Here is a 19,595-nt window from a genome sequence, read left to right as displayed (position 1 = left end):
TAATCTTATCCAAATGGCACGTTGTACCAGTTATTCCCGTTTCCACCACGTCTTATTTGAAATGCTCTCATTTGAACGTAATCAATAATGTTGTCTGCATTAAAGTTAATCACTCCTGTAACCACATAACCTCCTCTTTCTGTTGCTTGGTTTGCGTTTGCAACAGTTGGATTGATGCCTCCGACTAATCTTATATCTCTTACTGTATCATTATTTAGAGTGTGCCAAACACTATTTAGATTGACTTCCACACTGCTTATCTTTTGGTCTCTGGCAGCCATATCGTAATTATCCATGATTTCACACCAATTGCCGCCGTTTCGATTTGGAACTTTGAAATAAGCTTTCCCTCCGTTTAAATGGAATGTTCCTACATACGCTCCTCCACTGTTGTACATGTGAGCATGTATAGGTATCCATGTTTCGTTCCCATTTGCTCTTACCACGTAATCCGAGTTGTTTCCGTACATATACCCTTTTGAAAAAGGTATGTAAGGTGATAAATCGGGTTTTGGTGAAATTTCTTTGATTGTTTGATAATTAATGAGTCCATAATCGTTTTCGGTTGCAGGCTTTAAGAATTTGCTTAGGATTTTCACTAATCCTCTAACAGTCAAAATTTTTGTGTGGTCTAGCGTTTTTATTAATTTAGACCAGACTGTTTCTCCTGTTGGTCTTTCATTTACGACTTCTTGTGTGTCTCCATTTCCCGCCTTAACGACTTCTTTAACTTTATCTGCCACGCTTTCGGATTCTGTTTCGGAATAGATTTTGGCTATTCCGTTTTTTTGCTCCGTTGCGTAGTTTAAGATGTTTATTATTACGAATTGAGTGCCATTATATGTCAATTCATACGTTTTGTTTTGTTTTAAATCATTAACTCCGACAAGTTCTATTTGCTCGTTAAATTCTTTTAATAAAACATAGTCTTTTCCGTTCAAACGCAACTTAGGATTATCATTTTCGTTTTCATTATCTACTGTAAGCCTTATTTTTAGGTCTTTGTTCAATCCGAACTCATTCAATCCGTCAAGTTCGCAAACGTAGTAATCTACCCCTAAATCCGTTGTTTTTGTTGCGTACAATGTATGCACATTTCCTAGTTGCATTCCGTTATAAATTGCTTCTTTTTCAGGAGTCCCTTCAACTCTTACTCTTCCGAATTCGGGAGTAATTACTTTTATTTTAGAATCTCCTCTTGTTGTTTGTTCTTCTACACGATAATGTGACGGAAATTCAACTTGATGTTCCTTAAATTTTGTGAGTTTTGCCATATTTTCTCCTTTCTATCCAGTAATGTTGATTGGATTTCTTTCAACGTAGTTTTTGATTTTTTCTTCAGATAAATGTCTATCCCCAAATCTCATTCCAACATTATAATTATCCAAATATTTTTGTGTATTAATTTTGATTCCGCCACCAACAACACTGTCTAAATTAAGTTCATCTACCAAATTAAAATCAAAATTTTCTCCACTTAGAAACGTAACTTTATATTGAGCAGGTTCGTTGTTTTCGTTTAGTTCTATGTTTGGTGCTACCCCAGTAAACATTCTTCCAATCTTATAGAGCGTTTCTATGTTTGGAACCAATTTGTACCTCATCATTTCAAGTTTTATACGATTTCTATATCTTTCATTATCTTGTCCAAGCCTTTTCACTTCAAATTTTTCTCCAATATCATCTAAAAATTCATCTTTAGCATAATTAATCAAGTGTTGTTTTTCTAGTAAATTATAAATTTTATCTATGTCATCAAACAATTTAGACGTTGCTTTATAAAATGATTGAATATTTTTGTTTTTTTTTAGCCACCAAGGACACTTTGACATTAAATAATCGAAATTACTTTGCATATTCCGCCACCTCGTTAAATCCTAATTTTAGTACTTTTTCAAAATTACTGGACGGTTTGTTTTTAAACTTAAAAGTAACATCAATATTCAACAATCTATCGGCTGAATAAATCTGCCTAATATACTCACTTTCGCATTTATATGATGTAATATAATCTCCAACTTCTGTGTTTTTTAAGTAATCCTTTACAATTCCTTTCAAATTTTCAATTGAAATATTAGTGTCTTTCGCCGCTGTAAACTCAATGTTTATTTCCACTTCTCTTTTTTGAGGTCTATAAAATGATATTTCTCTGTCAATTCCTTGGCTATCTTTCACAATTACTTTCGTATCTCCCATAGTTTTAATTGCATGATCTTTCTTTTTCCAAATAGCATTCGCTATGTCCTCGTTTCTTCCACCATCGACAATCAAAACAATTGACTTGCCTTCAATTCCTCTTTCATCGGTTGCCATTTCTTTGTTTTCGTCAGCATAAACAGACTTAACTCCTTCCTGCTTTAACACTTCCGCTCTAATTCCGTCCAAATTCCATTCGCTTTCGTTACGGCTTAAAAACCAACGTTCTATATAATCGTTGTCGCTTTCCTGTTCTTGTCCTCCAGCCGCAATTTCATTTTGTTTAAAATCGTATACACCATTTACAACTTTAACTAATTTAATAATACTTCCAACTTCCTTATTTCCTTGTTCTCCTGCTGTATCACAAGTAAATTCAAAAGTGGTCTTGTTATTTAATGTTCCATTTTCAGAAAGTGTATACCTGATTCCATCGTTCGCTTCAACAATTACGTCTCCTGCTTCGAGTGTTACATTAACTCCCCCTATTAGTTCAATTTTCACAGTAGCTTGACTTTCTTGCTTTCGTTTAAAGAAAAATGGACTATTCGCCAAATGCTCATCTATTTCTATGCCTTCACAGTTCAGTAAATTCATCTTTTCTGCTTGTATCTGCTGTCTTTCCATTTTCTCCCTTAGAAGCCTTGCCACAGGATACATAAGCATATACCAAGCACTCCGCTTATCATTGGAGAAGTCATCTTTTAACAATGTTTTTAATTCATTGTTCAAAATATTCATATTATCCTGTACTGTATTTACTGTTATTCTCGCCAACCAATCCCAACTCCTTTCATCAATGCCAATTCACTATTGTTAAAGATAAGTCCGATATTTACTTTTAAATGCCTGTTTTCGTATTCATAGACTTCAACATAACATCTACTTAAGAAATCTCTAAAATTACCCATTATTTTATTTCTGATATGTTCCAGCACTTCGTTTTCGTTTCCGTGAGTTCCAAATAACTTTTCAAAATTTAATCCATATTTAGTGTCGTATTCGAGTTCTCCTTCACGAACATGTAACATTAAAACAATTTGCTGTATCACTTCAAAATATTTTTCTTTTGCTCCAAAAAATTGTACGTCTCCCTTTTCAACATATAATTCTCCAGTTGCATTATTTAATTTTACGTCCATAAATCACACTCCTACGGATGATTGTAAGGAACTCCAACCTTACTAACTCCGCTTTCTGCATCAAGACTTTTTGCCTTAATATCTCCAACTGTCAAAGTTCCCGAAATATTTACATCTCCGCTAACTGTTAAATTACCATTTAAAACTACATCTCCGTTAATTTCAATACTTCCAGGAATATCGACAGATGTCAAATCAGTAGGAATTAAGATTGGTAAAGCGATAGCATTTGTTAAATTATGCCTTTTGTTTGTATTTGCTGTGCTTACTTCTTTTGTTATATATCCGCTAATATCTCTACTACAAATTAAAACAGGAACTTTATCCCCTGTTTTAAAATTAATTTTAATATTAATACTCCTGTTTCCTAATTGGCACATCGGAACGTGTAAAATTGGTGGCAATTTAATTTCTCTGAACTCTGCCAACGGCTCTACATCCACAAATCCATTAGGATATATTTTTGTTATCTCTGTTATTAAAGAAGTGTCAATTTTGCCCAGAATTGCCTTTATATATTCTTCCATTATTTTCTTCTGCCTTTCCCTTTATTTCTTTTTACTTGAGTAACTTTTCCTTTTTTGTTTTCCTCTTTTTCAATCTTTTTAATTTCAGCATTATTTTTCTTAACATCGGATTCATTATTAACAACTCTAACTTTTAAAGTCATTTTGAAATCACTAATATCAGTAATTTCAACAATTTGGCATATAGTAGATATTTCATTGCTTATCAATTCAATTAAATCACCCTTTTTAAGATAATAAATTAACAGGCATTTAACTTCATAATCGTATTTTATTTCTTCTTTTTTTTCAGGTTTCTTAGATTTTTTGCTATCCTTTGAATTTTTAACTCCCTTTTTGTTATCTTTATTCCCTTTATTTGATTTTGGAGTACTATTTTTTGTTTGTTTTGCTTTTCCCTTTTGCTTTGCCACCTTTTTTGCTCCCTTTTGTTGATTTTTTGCTACTTTTTTTAGACTTTTTACTATCTTTTTTATTTGATTTGCTTTCTTTTTTCTTTTCCACTTTATAGCTTATTTCTTCAATATTTTGAGGTTTTGGCTCTTCTAAAAGTCCGCTTTGATAACTTAGTTTGATAACTTTTTCAGTATTGATTTCATTGTGGTAAATATAAATAAAGTCATTTTTTGTAGTCATCTGACTGTCGCAATCTTTCACAATTTGACCTATTTCATAAAGTCCACTACCCAGTATACTTTCACCGATGCTGTAAACTTTATCGTTTTTAAGTTCGCATTGTTTAACAGTAAATCCGCATTTGCTTGCTAAATCATTAATTATTGTGCTTGCTGTTGTATTCGGAGCATATGCAGCACTCACTAATTTTTTGAAGTCCGCTGGAACTTCACGACATTTTAATTTCAAAGTTCCTTTTTCTACTTCTTTTCTAGTAATAATACCGCTTGCAACCTCTCCTATGTCCGCACCATATCCAGCAACGAGCTTTACATCATCCTTTAATTTAATTTTAGCAATTGTCGTGTTTGTTAAACCTTTTATTTCTATATCAAACTCGTTCGGCTCTTCATCTACTGATTTATAAGTCCATTTTATTTCTACTCCGTTTATTATTGTCGGGTCAGTTAAATTATAATCTTTCGGAAAAACAAAGTTTAAATCGCCATCATCTGTTTCAATCTTTAATTCTGTTCTTTCTAAAAATAATTTATTAAACATCCTCTTCTTCCTCGTTATCCTCTATATCAAAGTATTCTAAAAATACAGTTTCACAAAAATTTTCAAAAGTAATCAAAACTTCCTTTTTATCGAAGCTAAGAGGTACAATGTAACAATTCAGAAAATCATCATTAATATTTCCGTTTTCATCTTTTGCCATAAACCATCCAACAGGTCTGCCGTAAATCAATTTTTCATTTTTAAGCAACATTTCGCCATCTTCATTCATGATATCTAAATAAATTCGGTCGTTCGTCTTAAAATGCTTTATCCTAAGCAAATAAATTTCACTACCACTTTTGAATGTGAATACATAAGGGATTTTATTTTTGTCTATTTCTATTCTCATTTCAAAAACCCCTTATACTCAATATTGCTTGTTTTAGTTCCTGCTACACCTGTTTTTTGCTCATCTTTTAATGTAGTTGATTCTGAACTTAAAACATCGCCTTTTCTCATCAGATAAGCAAATTCCAAGACTTCAAAATCAACTTCAAATTCTAATGCTGTCTGAGTTTTATAGCTTCTCGAAACTTTAGTTATAATCATATCCTCTATCGTTTCAACAGTTGAAATTGTACAAAGTGTTTTCTTTTGCCATAATTCAACTATCTGTTCATAAATACTTTCAGCGTTTTTTGTTACCAAATTAGTTAAAATTACTGAAATGTTGTATTTTCTGTTACTATGCGAAACGTTGCTACTTATTAATGTGCTGTCCCTATCTTCGAGCGAGTGCGTTTTAACGCTGCTTCCTCTCTCGTCGCTTTTAATTTGTACCCATTCAAGTGGAATATCATTAATTTTACATCTTTCAGCCTCTTCAAAAAGTGTATAGCCATATCTATCCTGGAAAAACTTATTAATTTCATTGGGATAGGCGAGAGCAATGCCATAAGCAGTTGCTCCAGCAGTTCCCAAAAAACTATTCAAGCCCATACTGTAAACTTTATTTTTTGCTCCCTCATAAGCCATTTTTCCTAAGAAATCGCCTTTTAATTTTTCCTTGCTGGCATTCAAATTGCTAAAGTCCATTGTCTAACCTCCCATTGCTATAAATTTCTCTTCAAAGAACTCTCTCAAGATTTCTTTAATTGTTCTTTTTAAATCTTTAGTATCTCCACCTGTATTTTCAATAAGCACAGTTGGTGCAAATGTGTATTGATTATTTCCACCACTGCTTTTGCTTGAACCAGAACTTGATTTTTTGCTGTCAATTGATTTTTTAGAAGAATTTCCGAACTGATCCCTCATCATTCTTCTAGTTGCTTCGGCTGTCGAAATTCTAGTACCTTGTGGCAAGTTCATAGTTATTTCCTCATTAGCCAAAAATTGCTGTCCACTAGGCAATCTAATCATTTCTGCACCTTTTTCGGCAACTGTAACTGGTCCACCTTCCCACGATTTATCTCCTATGTAACGACCTTTTCCGCCACCAAGAAATCCAAGCCAAGAAGGTGGCTTGATTTTAAACATTCCTGCTATTTTACTGGCGATTCCGCTTACTGTCCCTGCCAGTCCGTCAAAAAAACCTTTAATCGCATTAATTGCTCCTTGAGCAATGCTTTTAGCCTTATTGAATCCTTGGGTAAAGAATACAGCTATCCTATTGACAACTGCACCAATCGAGTTCACAACTCCCGAAACAATTGCCAGTATTGCACTCATAACTCCTGTAACTACTGCGGATATTGCAGAAAATACTCCGATTGCAACACCAGCAATACCAGCAAATAAACCAACAACTATCTGTATCGCTGTAGCAACAACTGAAATCAATACAGCACCTATCTGCAATATCACACTTAAAGCAGGCATGAGCGAAGTTGCGAACTGAACAGCTAAATTAATTATCACTGCTAACGTTTGTAAAATCGGAGCGAATGTTGGTGCTAGCATGGTTACAATTTGCATAAATCCACTAAAAGCCATACTAAGCATATTCCCAATACTTCCTAAATCAAGCGAACTCCAAAACGAGTTAAAGGCATTCATAATGTCTCCAAATATTTGACTTATTTGTCCAAAATTAATTCCGCTTATCATTTGCCCAACTACTCCTGCAACTTTTCCAGCAAGAGAAATAATGCCGTTTAATGCTCCTGCGATTCCGTTTGTAAGTCCTTCTCCACCGATTCCACTAAATGCTTGAGATATAGTTTGTCCTATGCCTTTTAAAGGTTCTAACAATGGTGCAAAATTTAATTTCCCGAAAATATTTAATATTCCGTCCAATGCTCCATTAGCCATTCCAGCAAGTCCAGTAAATGCCCCTTGTAAATCTTGAGCCATTTTTTGACCAGCGGGAGTGTTTAATAATTGATTAACTTTGGTAAGCAATCCGTCCATAGCCTGTTGTCCTGCACTTTGTGCATTTTGCCACACTTTTCCAAATGTCAACGGCATTTTAGAATACTGAGCTTCAATTTCATCTGCACTTCCTAGTACAGCCTTTTTAATTACATCGGATGTAATTTTACCTTCCGAACCTAATTTTTTAAGCTGTGCCATAGACACTCCCATGCTTTCAGCTATTTTTTGAGCTAAAATTGGAGCATTTTCCATTACCGAACGAAACTCATCACCTTGCAACTTACCAGATGTCATAGCTTGATTTAACTGATACATTGCCGCACTAGCCTCTCCTGCCGAAGTTCCAGATACTTTAAACGCTTTGTCTAATGTACTCGTAAATTTTACGGCTTCTGCATCATTAAATAATCCTTTTGTAAGCATTTTTAATTTAGCGATTGAATCAAGTTGTTGCCCATAATCTGCCCCACTCTGTTGAGACGCTACAAATGTTTTTTGTTTCAATCCAGCAACGTCATTTGTTACCATTCCAAGCCTTGAATTTCTAAGTGAATTTTCATCAGATGCTTTGGCTATCCCTGCAAAACTAAGTCCACCAGTAAGTCCACCAATCATACTGCTAATCATTCCAAATTTACTTAATTTTCTGAAAATACTGGAAATTTTATTTCCTATTTCTTTTAATTTAGATCCGAATTTCTTTAAGCTTTCTCCTTTAAATGCTTTTTTTATTTTGTCTCCTAGCTTTGGGAATAGATTTCCTAAAGAACTACCGATACCTCTCAAGCCGTTGAATTTATCACGGATTGAATCTAAGCCTGTAGCGGCTCTTTTACCAATTAACGGTATTTTTTCAACTCCATTTATTAAGCTATTAGTAAGATTTTCGAACTTAAAATTTTGAATTTTGCTTTGTAATTGCGATACGCTAGGAATCAAGCTAGCCATTTTTGATTTTAATTTTTCAAGTCCCGAACCACCAACTTTATTTCCCAATTTTGACAGCTTTTCTTCTATTTTTGAAGCGGCTGGTAATAAAGATTGCATTTTTGATTTTAATTTGTTTATTGGACTATCTTCAGATTTTATTTTCATCAATATTTCTAATTTATTTCCACCAGCCATTTTATTCCTCCTCTTCCTTGAAATCCATCATTGCTCTTATCCATTGAAAAAATCTAATGTTGCTCATATCAAGAACAACATTAGGGTCTTTTATTCTTTTTTTTACAATAAATTCCCACCTTAATTTGATTAACGGGTCTTCGTATTGCTCCTCTGCTATTTTAATTTCATATTCAATTTTCTTTTTTTCTTCTCTTTCGACTTTTCCATAAAGGTAGCAATCACCTCACACAATTCAACTAATGCTTCTGAATCGTTTTCAAAAAATTCAATTTTTCTAGCTTCCTTTGGAAATTCAACCATTTTTGGCAAAAGAATGCTTGCAAATGTAAAATAATCATTATTTGCTACTAAATTTAAGTATGTTTTTTGATATAATTGTAAATTTTGTGGTTTAGTCAACTGAAAATCAAAAACCTTTGTATTTCCTTCCGCATCCACATATATCTCTTGCCCCTTAATATTTAACCTTCCTAAATTGTCAATAAAAACATTATTTTCTTGTTCTTTTTCTTCTATTTTTTCATTTTCTTTATTTGTCATTTTCTAATTCCTCCTAAACTTTTTCATCATATTTCGCACATTGAATTGTGTATTCAATGTCAACATCTTTTGTATTGTTTTTTCTTTCTCCGCCTTTTTGGATAGAAACACCTTGTCCGTTTCCGACAATTTTGTTCATTCCTGTATTGTCTATATATGTCAAAGTCCCTAAAACTCCATTTGGATTTGCATTACATTTTGTTAAAAATATGTCGTCATCAGAGCCTTTTACCGTTGTTAATTTAATTTCTCTTTTTGTAACTCTTGTTTGGATTGTCGGTACATTTCCTTTAATGTCAGGGTCGCCCATTGTATGACTATCCTCAGTTGGATTGTTCTGTATTTCTTTAGCTTCCTTAATCATATATGTTCCTATTCCTGGAAATGTAATAATCAAGTCCACTTTACTTAAATCAATCGACTTTTCTAAAAAATTATTTCCCATTTTCTACCTCCCTATGCCGTTAATGGTTCGTCGTGCCAAACCAAAGTAACTTCAATTTTTTCTACTTCTGTACTGATTGTAAAATCAATTTTTACATTTCTAAGTGTGCGATTGATGTAATCGTCTACAGTCAACCCTGTCTGTGCCGAAGTATCTTCAATGTTTGGAACTGTAACTTTAAACAAGTATTCACCGCTATTATTCTTAGCAACCGCTCCTTGTTTCCCCGTTGCCAGCATCACTCTATTCAATAATGCTTCAACTTTTGGAATACCTTCACTGTCCATTGTTGTGTTCTTTTCTTCAATTAACATTCTTGAAAGATTTGTTTCAATGTTATGCACAATAGCATCTATCTTGATTGTTTGGTCTGCATGCCTAACACCGTCGGCACACCAAGAGCCGCTTGTTACAGCATTATATCCAACAAAACTTCTAGTGTAATTAATATTACCTTCTTCGTTATCGCTTTCTTCTGTCAAAGTTTTAGCTGACGGATCTACTCCTAATATTCTTCTATCACTCCAACGTCCGTTAATTCCTTGAGCGAACGTGTAGGCTGGTAATCCGAATATATCCAAGTTTCCACCTTCAGCTTTTCCTGCCATAAAATATATTCTTACACTTTCTTTTAATTTGTTGTTCTCCGCTGTCGAATTAGCTACAATTGCAAACTTAACATTTCTAGTTAGCCATTTAGCCAATGCCTTTGTAAATTCCTCATCATAAAAATCTACAATTACACCATAAAAATCGCCAGTTGGTAAACTTTCTAAAAATTCTTCGCTTGGCGTTGCTTTACTTGCACAATACCAAACATCTGGCTGAATAACATTTCCGTCACTATCCTCTTGTGATAAAAATGTTTCTACGCCTTTATACATTTTAGAATTAGCTCCAAAATCTGTTTTAACGTCATCCAATTTTGTGTATTTTTTATAAGGATTGTCTGCTTCTTTAGTTATAAATAAGACTTTTCCAAAATCGCCTAACAATAAAGGTTTTGTTGGTCTTACTACCGTTACTTTTATTTTCTTAGCCATTCTCTACCTCCGTTTTTACTTCTACCTCTTTTATTAAATCTCTTACTCTTTCACTTGATTCTCGCCAGTTCATTTCTACATCAAAACTAAATCTATAAATATACTGACTGCCTTCAAGAAAAGTTAAATCTTTTATTTCTATATTGTCATCACTTAATCCAAATCCGTTCCTAACTAAGTCGTGTCTTTTCTTAAATACTATAACCTCAAGCAATTCACTAGCCATTTCTTCTGCCCTCGTCTGTGTTGGAGCATAAAAATCAAATTGCAAATAAGCAATAACTAATCTCAAAGCCTTTTCCTTAATCTGCGTATCTGTTGTTTCAATAGTTCTGTACGCACTGTATGCAGACTTGTTAAGGCTTATTGTGTGCATAACAGCACATTCTGTTGGCTTTTTAGCCACATAATTATCACGAATAACTTGGAAATCTACGAAACTGGCTAACAATTTTCTTAATATTTCATTTTTCATTCTTGCACCCTTTCAATATAATAAATTCTAAGCTCATCGTGTTTCATATAGTTCTTTGCCGTTGTTACAATATAGTTATTTCCCTCAAATTCAATTTTATTTTTCAAGTCGATGTCAATATAGCAATATATTTTCTTGCTATCCAAAGTAATTTGAATACCTTGTTCTGTAAGCATTTTTATGTCCTGTCTATTAAGATTAAATACTGCCCCCTCAAATTCTTTATTTTCATCGACTTCAACCAGTTCCGAGTTAATCCACTTGCTTGTTCTTTTTGATATTTTGCACTTGCTGAAAAATCTTTTTGGAATAAATGTTTTGTGTGCCATTTTATACACCTACAATCTGATAAGTGATTGATTCATAAAGTGAATGAGTATCCATAAGCGGTTTTGTCGAATTATTCCCTCTTTTTTCCCTTAATTTTATAGTTTTAGAATCTAATGCTGTAAAACCACCTTTGTCAATCGTATCTTTTATTTTTTTAACCACAAAATTTCCTAAATTATTATAAGCCTCTTCTCCAGTTAGTTCTCCAGCGATTATTAATTCTACTTGTGATTTCATATAATCTTTAATTTCTTTTTGAGCTTCGTCAGTTGCAACTGATGTTCTGAAAAATGGTCTTGCAGGTATACCTCTTTTTGTTCCGTATTCATTATACAAAGCATATTCCAAAACTGTTGTTCCTTCTGACTCATCACTTTCTTTGTCGCCATCATCGCTTAAAATACCTACTTTAACAGCGTGGGTTTGCAAATACTTCAGCTCTTTATCCAGCTTCTCTAATCCCTCTAATTCATATACAATTTCAGCCATATATTCGCCTCACGATACTTTCAATTTTTTCTTTTTTGTTATTTACAAAATCTACAAACGAATAAGAAATATCATCAATTTTATAAGTTTTATACTTGCTTGCTTCTTCATCCATACTGTTTATAAAGTCATTTACAAGAATACATATTTCGTATTTTAACCAATCAGGCAGTTCATCGTATCCAGCCTTATAAGTTATTTCAATTTCTTTTTCTTTTGCATTACAAGGACAATTCCTAAAATTAACAAACTCAATATAATTCCCACGACTTTTATATCTATCATTGAAATCAATGCCCACAATTTCAACAACTGGACGTTTATTCAAGTAAATTCGCTTATTATAATCATAATCCTCTGTAAGTGTTTCAACTTCCAATTTATATCCAGTTATATTTTCAATCTGACTAATCGCAACGCTAAGCAAGGTTTCAACCTTAGCCAATTCTTCATCAGCTAAGGTCTTGCCCGTTATCCTTTTATAGTCTTCAACAGTAATAAGCATTCAAAACCACCTCTATTTTACTTTCAATACAGAGAATGCTTTAGGTCTAATTACTCCCCCACCTATTCTGATTCTTGTGTAGTATTCAGTTATTCTCTCATTTACTTTTCTGTTCAGTTCTTGTTCAAATCCCTTTTTTTGATAATAAGCATAACCTTTTCCGAAATCACAGAATACTGCTGGATATTTACCTGTGTCTATGTCTTCTAAAAATTCTTCGACATATACTGGATAACCATTAAATTTCATTGTTGCACCTTCAAGAATGTTCATCCACAAATATCTACCGTCGCCGTCTTTCCATAACTTCATTTCTTCATAAAGTTTAGGTGAAACATAGTAAGCTGATCCTTTTCTATAACTTGCTTTCATTCCTGTTTCTAGTTTTACTAAGTCATCAGCTGTTACTTTTTTTGTTGTCGCTGTTGTAATAGCTGCACCAGTTACCGTTGTGTTTGTTAAAAATCCCTCAATAAATTGTTCTGTTGAAGCATTATATGCCCCTTTTACAGTTAATTCAGATAATGTTTGTCCGAACTCTTCTGATATTGCTTCTTTAAGTTCTCCAACCATATCAAATGCACTATCTTGTACCAGTTCATCAGTAATTGGATATCTTACTTGTCTATATCCCGCTCTTAATTCGATGTGAGTATATCCAAGTGTACCGTCTTGAGTATTCCCTTGCCCCTCTTTTACAATTTGGTTAGCACCTGTAATTTCATTTCTAACTGGGATTTTAATATAATCTCCACTTCCTGTATAAAATTTACCTTTCATCAGAAAATTTGATGTTTCCTTCGTTTCTTTCAAAATCTCGTGCGACAAGATTGTCGGTATCAATACAGTTGCCTGTCCTGTACCTATTGCGGCTTTCTCTAGTCCCTCAATTTCTTTGTTTCCAGTTCTCAAATATTTTTCAAAAGCAACGTTTGCTTTTTTCTCTTCTGTTTCAGGATTAGGCATACCTTTTTTCATAACTTCGTCTAATGTTTCAGCCATTTTTCCAAGTTCTTCGTTTGCCTTTTCAATTTTTTCTTCTAACTCTTTATTTTTTTCCAAAGCTCCAGTTAAATCCTCATTCGCTTTTTTTATATCCTCTGTGTTTTGTTTCATTCCTTTTTCCAAATCTTCAATATTTTTTGGCATATTATCATCTCCTTTATTATTTTTATTTATGTTTTTATTACCTTTTACTGTTTCCACCGTTGCGTCTGGTACTGCTCCTTTTAACACAACGCTACCTTCCACAACTTCAATTTCTTTAATTATCCTAGCGTCAACCTCTCCCTTGTCGGTCTGTACTTTCCCGTATTCCCTTTGCTTCAGAAATCCACCAACTGACATTTCGTAATTTGCTCCGCTTTTCATCATTGAATAAACTTTTTGTGCGTCCTGATTTATTGCATTACCATTATCATCTGTTGACAAATCAAGTTTCGCTGTAAATTTCAAATTCCCTTTTTCATCTTGATAAACTTTCAAAGTTCCGATTTCCTTACTCCAATCGTGCATATGCAACAAGAAATAAGTCTTATCCTTATCCACTTTATCAAGTGCTGTTTTATCGAAATAATCGCCATAGCTGTCGATAACGCTATGCGTTACCAATTGCCCTTCAATTATTCCTTTTTCCTCTGTGTCCTTTTTCAAAATCATTTCGACACTTTTTTGAAATTTATCCATATTACCTCCCTTATATTAATTCGCAATGGCAATTTATCAATTCTCCTACATCTGCTTCTAAGTCGTGCGGACACATCATTCCGTTAGAAAATGGCTTACTTGCGTCTTCAACCGTCACTTTGTCAAGATCTAAATGTGTCTGTCTGTCTGTTTTTCCACCTCCAACGTGCCACCACGTTTTTGGCAATCCTGCTTTTATAAGCCCTTCCAAATAAGTCATTGTTGCAGTAGTAGCCGTCTCGGTTCTTGCAATAACCATTGCTCTTTTTTCTTCCATATTTTTTACTTTTTCTGTTATATTCTTAGCAATATCACGAATATTAAGCCCTTTTTCCTGTCCTGAAACGATAACTTTGTTTAATATTTTTTTTGTTGTATCTTTTATATTAGTTACTTTTTCAGCAATTACTTTTTTCCCAAACATTTTCAAAGTTTTATTTTTTACAGCTGGAATTAATTTTTCATCAATGCCACGATGTGTGATTAAAAAATTAGATGTTTCACTTACTGTTTCAAGTATTCCTTTTTTTAATTCATCGAATAATTGACTGCTAAATGTTTCCCAAGCGAACTCGCTTAAAAACATCTGCTCATCTACATCAATTTCTCCACGCAACTGCTTAAAAACAAGCCTTAGCCTATTAAATTGTTTTTTAATTAGTCTATTACGCATTTTCAACTGTCTTTTAGCGATTATCTTTTTTTGAGAATTAGTCAACTTAATTTTCTTTGTTTTCTGCTTCTTCTTCGCCATCGTCTTCCTCCTCAACTGGTTTTACATCTTCGTATATTTCTTTGAGCGGTGTCATTGATGTACTGATTAAAATATCGTCGCCATTTTCAATTGGAGGATATTCAAGTTCAGCTCTTTTCTCGTTTATTGTCAGATAACTAAGATTATTAAGCATTGCCATTTTTTCTTTTCTATCCTCTTTCAATACTCCAATCGTACTTGTGTCGAAATCTATGTATTCATTGCTTTCTAGTTTATCTTTCATTATATTATTAAGATATTCAGCTATCTGCTCAACTAGTGGCAATATATTCTCAGTGTACAAATCTTTTTTTGCTTCCTTGTAATTACTGAATTTACTGTTTGTTCTGTCCCCAATTAAGATACTTGGCACATTCATTACTGCCGCAGTAGTATTCCGTATCTCGTCCATAGCATTCAGAAAATCAAAGTCCTGTGGAGAAAAGTCTGCCTCTTTTATTTCAGCACCTTCCCCATCCAAGATAAGTGCTTTCCCTACATTCCTAGAACCACTATTTTGTTCTATTTCATTCTTGATTTCTTTTTTCTTAAAAGCATTTAAGAATTTCTTGACAACAATAATAAGATTCCTCTTGCCACCGTTCTTTAATATGCTGTTGTTCCACTGCATTATGTAACACCAGTAATTGTGCAAAGCCGTTAATGATTGCACCTTGCTTATTCCGTATCCTGCTCCAGCGATATTATCATAAACATTCACACCTTTTATATAGTGAAACATTTTTAAATCTTCGCCCTTGTATTCCTTGTTGTTAATTCTTATTGATTTAATTCCGTTCAACACATTTTCGCTATCGTATTCAATGTGATAAGAGCCTTTTTTAAATAAAATCAATTCAGCTTTTGTAAATAAATCAACTTTCATTACAAGCAGTTCTCCAAACAAAATATAATACAAAGCAAAATAATTTATAAATTGGTCTGTATTAAGCAAGGAATTAGGATTTTGCAATGTATTTAGCACATAGCTGCTTTTTACATCTTTCACGTTGTCGCTATATCCTTTTTTATAAGTTCCCCATTTCAAATTGTTGATTGCTTCATTTATTCTTGTTATTGCACTAGATGTAAACGGATTCTTGTATAGCTGGGTCAAAAACTTTTCAGGATCTTCGTCTCCAAGAGAATAATTATTTATAAATTCAGATAACGTAACTGGCGACCTGGTACTCCAAAATCCTTTTGAAAAAATATTAAGTCTCATTATCCACCTCCTCTTTGTAATAATGTTTATTTAATATATATGGCGTGTAATCACTTAAAGCATATTTAATAGCATCAAATGAATGCGGGTCGATATTAAACGGCTTTTGCGTCTTTGGATTCTTTGCTATCAATCCATCTTTATTGAAAAACCACTTCATTTCCGTTAATTCTCTGTATGTATTCGGGCACACATTTTTATCAATAAATATATTTCTAAATGATTGTATCTTTTTAACTCCGGCTTTACTTATATCGCTCGTCTTTTTGACTGGATTAATCATTACATTATTCATATTGTAAAAAGCTATTGCTTTTGGCTCAGCACTATCCGCATAAACAACTTCTCCGTCATTTATTAATTTCTGTATCATTTCAGTTTCTAACATTTCCGCATCGGTTAAATGATTATCGTAAAACTCTTCGTAAATATATAAGTCGTTCAACTCTTCATCTATCACAACTCTTACTATTGCGTTGTACGAGTTGCTAAAACCAAAATCGAACCCAGCGAATCTATTCCATTTGCCTTCAATCAACTTTTCTATTCTACTTTGCTCCATATGATGTAAATTTCTAAATAATGTATCTCCGGCACTTCCAAATCTCCCTAATGTTTTAATTGCTCTTAAATAGTCATCTGTTTCCGTTTCCAAGTCTGCTATAAAATTGTCGGGCAAAAATTTATTGTCCGTGTATACTGAATGATGTAAATATATGTTTTCAGAAAATACATTTCCTTTTTTCAGATTTACTTCATTCTTTATTTTCATAATCCGTTCAGCATATAGATTGTTTTCATCTTTGCCAACCGTTTTCAAAATTTCTGTCAAATATTTATACGTCCATACTCCGAACTCATTAGGATTAGTTGTTAATATCAATATATTTCTGTTTTTTATACTTCTCAATCTCGATTTAAGTTCTTTAAATGATTTATAGTCAATCTCATCTGCTTCTTCTATCCAAATGGTATCTATATCCTTTATTGATTTTATTTTCTTGACGTTATCTAATCCTCTGAAAATAAATTCAGTTCCTGTTACAGTACAAATAATTTTCATTGGTGTTGATGTGAAATAAAAATATTTATCCAATCCAAAACTATAAATAATATCTTGAAGATCAGCGTAACAACTTTCTTTCAAGTTATCCCTTATTTGCCTTACCACTAATATTTTTCTTTTTTCTTTCAAAGCTAATAAAACCAATTTAACTGCTGCATTATATGATTTACTACTTCCGTATCCGCCTAATAAAAAATATATTTGTTGTTCCTGATCTAACAAAAACTCTTGAAAATGTTTGTTCACTTCACTTCTTATTTTCATTAAATCCCCACCAACTCTATTTCTATTTTTTTATCTTCTTCATCAAAAGATTTTATTTTTGATTTCTCAATTTCTAATTTCTCTCTTGATATTTCCTCTTCAGCAAGCTGTCTATCAATCTCCAGAACCTCATAAGCGGTAAGCATCTTACCAGTCCGCATTAAATCATTTCCCATTTTTTTAATAGTTGTGTACGCTTTTTCGTATTCTTGTACTTTTTTAGTATCCATTTCTTGTGAATTTATTTCTTTGGTTGCTCTTACTACCAAATTTGCTTTTGCGGTTTCTGTCCCTTTTAGTATCCTGTATAATTCGCCTTTATAAACTTCATCAGCTATTTGTTCAAGATACTTTTCTGTACGTTCTTTTCTTAGTTGTCTAATACTTTTTGCTTTGTTATAATAAGTACTCTTTTTTATTCCATGTTTTTCCAAAATTTCTTCTTTGGGAACATTATTAATTATGTCCGCTTTTATCTGGGTTTCTTTATTATTTGCACCCTTTTGCTTTGGGGGTGCAATTTTCTTTTTTGGGGGTGCATTAGTTAAGGGTGCATTTATCTGTTTTTTTTTCCAGCCTTCTCTTTTTCTCCAGCTCTTCACAGTGTTGATGCTTTGATTGTATTTTCGACACAGTTCTGTGATTCCTACACCATTTTCGTATTCCTTTCTTAACAGATCTCGTAAGTCCTGCTTATCCATTTTTATACTCTTCCCAATTTACAGTTTTTCCATTTATCTTTATTTCTTCCTCTCCTGTAAATTTTAAATATCTTTCTATAATTACTTGCACCCACTTGGTTTCTAATTCCATTAAATACGCTTTCCTGTTTAGTTGTTCACAAGCTATCAGTGTACTTCCGCTTCCACCAAATAAATCTAATACCTTTTCATTTTCTCGACTGCTACTTTTTATTGCTCTTGCACACAATCCGACAGGCTTAGGTGTTGCGTGTTCTCCTACCCCTTCTCTATCTTTTCCTACAACTCTATCAAAATGCCAAACATTGTTCATGTTATCGTGTGTATTATTGAAATAAGCTCTCGAATCATAAAATTTACTTTTTATTTTTTCATATTCTTTTTTCAGCTCTCCATATTCTTTTTGAAAAGCTCCATATTCTTTTCCGTATTTTTGTAACTTTTTGTAATTTTCTTCAGTCGGAAATAACCACTGGCTCTTTGTAAAATAATGTTTTCCCATTTGATTTCCCAGTGCTTTTTTCCAGCTCTTGTTTCCACCACATTTTTCCATTTCTCCTGCAAGATATTGTCGGATTGGTTCCCATCCTTCATAATAATTTTCTGAATTCGTATTAAATCCCTGCACACCATTCATAACAAATAAACATTTTTCATCAGCAACGGCATACATCCTTGTAAGTTCTGAATTTTGCCCCTGTCCGTTCCTTTTGTCCCAAGTTATCAAATTTCTGAATGTTATTTCGTTGTTTTTGATTTTTGGTTTTAGTACATTTGAATATATGTCCATTAACGGCTCATCTATTCCCCAGCAGTACCAACTACCATTTTCTTTTAAATTTTCAAATGATAAAGGAATCCATTTTTTATTAAATTCCAGTAAATTATCAAAATTTAAGTTATCGTTTGCCACACCATCCTTTTCTTTTTTCATTCCATAAGGGGGATCGGTAAAAATCAAATCCACTTTTTTATTTCCTAACAGTTGCATTATTTGTTTTGGATTCGTACTATCTCCACACATTACTTTATGTTTTCCTAACTCAATCAAATCTCCTGTTTTTATTACAATATTTTCAGATTCAGCTATCTCTAAATCATCTTCAATAATTTCGGTTTCATCTTCTTCTGTTTCTTCGATTTCGTCTTCCATTATTTCTTCTAACTCCACTTCACTGAAACCTAACAAATTTAAATTAAAATCAGCTATTTCCAGCTTGTTCAACTCGTACTGTAGTTTTTCGACATTGAACTCTGTATTCATAGTTAATTTATTGTGAGCAATAGCATAAGCTGCTTTTTGCTCCTCTGTTAAATGATTTAATCTAATTATTTCTATTTCTGTATATCCAAGTTCTTTTAATGCTAGATACCTTCCATGTCCTTCGATTATTATGCCTTTTTCGTCAATCGCGATCGGATCATTGAATCCAAATTCTTGAATACTGTTTTTAATCTGTTCAATTTGCCATTCAGGATGTTCTTTTGCATTTCCTGAATACTCAATTATTTCATTGATATTTATTCTCTCTATCTTCATTTTGCCCCCTTTCTTTGATTTTTAGACAAAAAAAGAGCCGACTTATAAAT

General features: G+C 32.9%; 23 protein-coding genes. All 23 read right to left on the bottom strand.

What is annotated here, in order from left to right; all coding sequences use genetic code 11:
* Positions 1-5: 5 nt before the first annotated feature.
* Positions 6-1,274, bottom strand: coding sequence for a hypothetical protein (locus BQ5344_RS07175; protein WP_071124754.1), 1,269 nt, complete (start codon positions 1,272-1,274; stop codon positions 6-8).
* Positions 1,275-1,286: 12 nt separating this feature from the next.
* Positions 1,287-1,856: a hypothetical protein gene (locus tag BQ5344_RS07170; protein WP_071124753.1), complete on the bottom strand. Its 570-nt coding sequence runs from the start codon at positions 1,854-1,856 to the stop codon at positions 1,287-1,289.
* Positions 1,846-2,973: a baseplate J/gp47 family protein gene (locus BQ5344_RS07165; RefSeq protein ID WP_071124752.1), complete on the bottom strand. Its 1,128-nt coding sequence runs from the start codon at positions 2,971-2,973 to the stop codon at positions 1,846-1,848. Before BQ5344_RS07165 ends, BQ5344_RS07170 begins: the two co-directional genes overlap by 11 nt.
* Positions 2,961-3,338: a hypothetical protein gene (locus tag BQ5344_RS07160; RefSeq protein ID WP_071124751.1), complete on the bottom strand. Its 378-nt coding sequence runs from the start codon at positions 3,336-3,338 to the stop codon at positions 2,961-2,963. Before BQ5344_RS07160 ends, BQ5344_RS07165 begins: the two co-directional genes overlap by 13 nt.
* Before the next feature lie 11 nt (positions 3,339-3,349).
* Positions 3,350-3,865: a Gp138 family membrane-puncturing spike protein gene (locus BQ5344_RS07155; RefSeq protein WP_071124750.1), complete on the bottom strand. Its 516-nt coding sequence runs from the start codon at positions 3,863-3,865 to the stop codon at positions 3,350-3,352.
* Positions 3,865-4,278 (bottom strand): hypothetical protein, encoded by a 414-nt coding sequence (locus BQ5344_RS07150; protein ID WP_071124749.1) that lies wholly within the window; start codon positions 4,276-4,278, stop codon positions 3,865-3,867. Before BQ5344_RS07150 ends, BQ5344_RS07155 begins: the two co-directional genes overlap by 1 nt.
* On the bottom strand, positions 4,238-5,041 hold the full coding sequence (locus BQ5344_RS07145; RefSeq protein ID WP_071124748.1) for a hypothetical protein: 804 nt from the start codon (positions 5,039-5,041) through the stop codon (positions 4,238-4,240). Before BQ5344_RS07145 ends, BQ5344_RS07150 begins: the two co-directional genes overlap by 41 nt.
* Positions 5,034-5,390 (bottom strand): phage baseplate plug family protein, encoded by a 357-nt coding sequence (locus tag BQ5344_RS07140; protein WP_071124747.1) that lies wholly within the window; start codon positions 5,388-5,390, stop codon positions 5,034-5,036. The genes BQ5344_RS07145 and BQ5344_RS07140 overlap by 8 nt, the downstream gene beginning before the upstream one ends.
* On the bottom strand, positions 5,387-6,076 hold the full coding sequence (locus tag BQ5344_RS07135) for a phage baseplate protein (RefSeq protein ID WP_071124746.1): 690 nt from the start codon (positions 6,074-6,076) through the stop codon (positions 5,387-5,389). Before BQ5344_RS07135 ends, BQ5344_RS07140 begins: the two co-directional genes overlap by 4 nt.
* A 3-nt stretch (positions 6,077-6,079) precedes the next feature.
* Positions 6,080-8,479, bottom strand: a complete 2,400-nt coding sequence (locus BQ5344_RS07130; protein ID WP_071124745.1) for a tape measure protein — start codon at positions 8,477-8,479, stop codon at positions 6,080-6,082.
* Positions 8,480-8,635: 156 nt separating this feature from the next.
* Positions 8,636-9,022, bottom strand: a complete 387-nt coding sequence (locus BQ5344_RS07125; RefSeq protein ID WP_071124744.1) for a hypothetical protein — start codon at positions 9,020-9,022, stop codon at positions 8,636-8,638.
* 13 nt (positions 9,023-9,035) lie between these two features.
* Positions 9,036-9,467 carry a hypothetical protein gene (locus BQ5344_RS07120; RefSeq protein WP_071124743.1) on the bottom strand — a complete coding sequence of 144 codons (432 nt, stop codon included), beginning with the start codon at positions 9,465-9,467 and terminating at the stop codon, positions 9,036-9,038.
* An 11-nt stretch (positions 9,468-9,478) separates the two neighbouring features.
* A complete protein-coding gene (locus tag BQ5344_RS07115; RefSeq protein ID WP_071124742.1) occupies positions 9,479-10,510 on the bottom strand; it encodes a hypothetical protein in 1,032 nt (343 codons plus the stop codon).
* Positions 10,503-10,985, bottom strand: a complete 483-nt coding sequence (locus BQ5344_RS07110; protein WP_071124741.1) for a phage neck terminator protein — start codon at positions 10,983-10,985, stop codon at positions 10,503-10,505. The genes BQ5344_RS07115 and BQ5344_RS07110 overlap by 8 nt, the downstream gene beginning before the upstream one ends.
* Positions 10,982-11,314, bottom strand: a complete 333-nt coding sequence (locus BQ5344_RS07105) for a hypothetical protein (protein ID WP_071124740.1) — start codon at positions 11,312-11,314, stop codon at positions 10,982-10,984. The genes BQ5344_RS07110 and BQ5344_RS07105 overlap by 4 nt, the downstream gene beginning before the upstream one ends.
* 1 nt (position 11,315) lies before the next feature.
* Positions 11,316-11,804 carry a hypothetical protein gene (locus tag BQ5344_RS07100; RefSeq protein ID WP_071124739.1) on the bottom strand — a complete coding sequence of 163 codons (489 nt, stop codon included), beginning with the start codon at positions 11,802-11,804 and terminating at the stop codon, positions 11,316-11,318.
* Complete coding sequence (locus BQ5344_RS07095) at positions 11,797-12,309, bottom strand: hypothetical protein (RefSeq protein WP_071124738.1); 513 nt, start codon at positions 12,307-12,309, stop codon at positions 11,797-11,799. The genes BQ5344_RS07100 and BQ5344_RS07095 overlap by 8 nt, the downstream gene beginning before the upstream one ends.
* A gap of 12 nt (positions 12,310-12,321) precedes the next feature.
* Positions 12,322-13,995 carry a phage major capsid protein gene (locus BQ5344_RS07090; protein ID WP_071124737.1) on the bottom strand — a complete coding sequence of 558 codons (1,674 nt, stop codon included), beginning with the start codon at positions 13,993-13,995 and terminating at the stop codon, positions 12,322-12,324.
* A gap of 10 nt (positions 13,996-14,005) precedes the next feature.
* Positions 14,006-14,749, bottom strand: coding sequence for a phage minor head protein (locus tag BQ5344_RS07085; RefSeq protein ID WP_071124736.1), 744 nt, complete (start codon positions 14,747-14,749; stop codon positions 14,006-14,008).
* Complete coding sequence (locus BQ5344_RS07080) at positions 14,715-15,974, bottom strand: phage portal protein (RefSeq protein ID WP_071124735.1); 1,260 nt, start codon at positions 15,972-15,974, stop codon at positions 14,715-14,717. Before BQ5344_RS07080 ends, BQ5344_RS07085 begins: the two co-directional genes overlap by 35 nt.
* Positions 15,964-17,304 carry a PBSX family phage terminase large subunit gene (locus BQ5344_RS07075; RefSeq protein WP_071124734.1) on the bottom strand — a complete coding sequence of 447 codons (1,341 nt, stop codon included), beginning with the start codon at positions 17,302-17,304 and terminating at the stop codon, positions 15,964-15,966. Before BQ5344_RS07075 ends, BQ5344_RS07080 begins: the two co-directional genes overlap by 11 nt.
* A complete protein-coding gene (locus BQ5344_RS07070; RefSeq protein ID WP_071124733.1) occupies positions 17,304-18,005 on the bottom strand; it encodes a hypothetical protein in 702 nt (233 codons plus the stop codon). Before BQ5344_RS07070 ends, BQ5344_RS07075 begins: the two co-directional genes overlap by 1 nt.
* Positions 17,998-19,545, bottom strand: coding sequence for a site-specific DNA-methyltransferase (locus BQ5344_RS07065; protein WP_071124732.1), 1,548 nt, complete (start codon positions 19,543-19,545; stop codon positions 17,998-18,000). The genes BQ5344_RS07070 and BQ5344_RS07065 overlap by 8 nt, the downstream gene beginning before the upstream one ends.
* Positions 19,546-19,595: the final 50 nt, after the last annotated feature.

It is taken from the genome of Leptotrichia massiliensis (assembly GCF_900104625.1).
GTDB classification, from domain to species: Bacteria; Fusobacteriota; Fusobacteriia; order Fusobacteriales; family Leptotrichiaceae; genus Leptotrichia; species Leptotrichia massiliensis.
Note: the sequence above shows the minus strand (reverse complement) of the source record. Positions and strands in the feature narration are given on the sequence as shown.

Excerpts from the sequence above, each read along its gene's own strand:
- BQ5344_RS07095 (WP_071124738.1), bottom strand. The coding sequence starts at position 12,309 with ATGCTTATTACTGTTGAAGACTATAAAAGGATAACGGGCAAGACCTTA.
- BQ5344_RS07090 (WP_071124737.1), bottom strand. The coding sequence starts at position 13,995 with ATGGATAAATTTCAAAAAAGTGTCGAAATGATTTTGAAAAAGGACACA.
- BQ5344_RS07115 (WP_071124742.1), bottom strand. The coding sequence starts at position 10,510 with ATGGCTAAGAAAATAAAAGTAACGGTAGTAAGACCAACAAAACCTTTA.
- BQ5344_RS07125 (WP_071124744.1), bottom strand. The coding sequence starts at position 9,022 with ATGACAAATAAAGAAAATGAAAAAATAGAAGAAAAAGAACAAGAAAAT.
- BQ5344_RS07170 (WP_071124753.1), bottom strand. The coding sequence starts at position 1,856 with ATGCAAAGTAATTTCGATTATTTAATGTCAAAGTGTCCTTGGTGGCTA.
- BQ5344_RS07075 (WP_071124734.1), bottom strand. The coding sequence starts at position 17,304 with ATGAAAATAAGAAGTGAAGTGAACAAACATTTTCAAGAGTTTTTGTTA.
- BQ5344_RS07135 (WP_071124746.1), bottom strand. The coding sequence starts at position 6,076 with ATGGACTTTAGCAATTTGAATGCCAGCAAGGAAAAATTAAAAGGCGAT.
- BQ5344_RS07175 (WP_071124754.1), bottom strand. The coding sequence starts at position 1,274 with ATGGCAAAACTCACAAAATTTAAGGAACATCAAGTTGAATTTCCGTCA.
- BQ5344_RS07065 (WP_071124732.1), bottom strand. The coding sequence starts at position 19,545 with ATGAAGATAGAGAGAATAAATATCAATGAAATAATTGAGTATTCAGGA.
- BQ5344_RS07085 (WP_071124736.1), bottom strand. The coding sequence starts at position 14,749 with ATGGCGAAGAAGAAGCAGAAAACAAAGAAAATTAAGTTGACTAATTCT.
- BQ5344_RS07130 (WP_071124745.1), bottom strand. The coding sequence starts at position 8,479 with ATGGCTGGTGGAAATAAATTAGAAATATTGATGAAAATAAAATCTGAA.
- BQ5344_RS07100 (WP_071124739.1), bottom strand. The coding sequence starts at position 11,804 with ATGGCTGAAATTGTATATGAATTAGAGGGATTAGAGAAGCTGGATAAA.
- BQ5344_RS07080 (WP_071124735.1), bottom strand. The coding sequence starts at position 15,974 with ATGAGACTTAATATTTTTTCAAAAGGATTTTGGAGTACCAGGTCGCCA.
- BQ5344_RS07070 (WP_071124733.1), bottom strand. The coding sequence starts at position 18,005 with ATGGATAAGCAGGACTTACGAGATCTGTTAAGAAAGGAATACGAAAAT.
- BQ5344_RS07145 (WP_071124748.1), bottom strand. The coding sequence starts at position 5,041 with ATGTTTAATAAATTATTTTTAGAAAGAACAGAATTAAAGATTGAAACA.
- BQ5344_RS07120 (WP_071124743.1), bottom strand. The coding sequence starts at position 9,467 with ATGGGAAATAATTTTTTAGAAAAGTCGATTGATTTAAGTAAAGTGGAC.
- BQ5344_RS07140 (WP_071124747.1), bottom strand. The coding sequence starts at position 5,390 with ATGAGAATAGAAATAGACAAAAATAAAATCCCTTATGTATTCACATTC.
- BQ5344_RS07105 (WP_071124740.1), bottom strand. The coding sequence starts at position 11,314 with ATGGCACACAAAACATTTATTCCAAAAAGATTTTTCAGCAAGTGCAAA.
- BQ5344_RS07155 (WP_071124750.1), bottom strand. The coding sequence starts at position 3,865 with ATGGAAGAATATATAAAGGCAATTCTGGGCAAAATTGACACTTCTTTA.
- BQ5344_RS07110 (WP_071124741.1), bottom strand. The coding sequence starts at position 10,985 with ATGAAAAATGAAATATTAAGAAAATTGTTAGCCAGTTTCGTAGATTTC.
- BQ5344_RS07160 (WP_071124751.1), bottom strand. The coding sequence starts at position 3,338 with ATGGACGTAAAATTAAATAATGCAACTGGAGAATTATATGTTGAAAAG.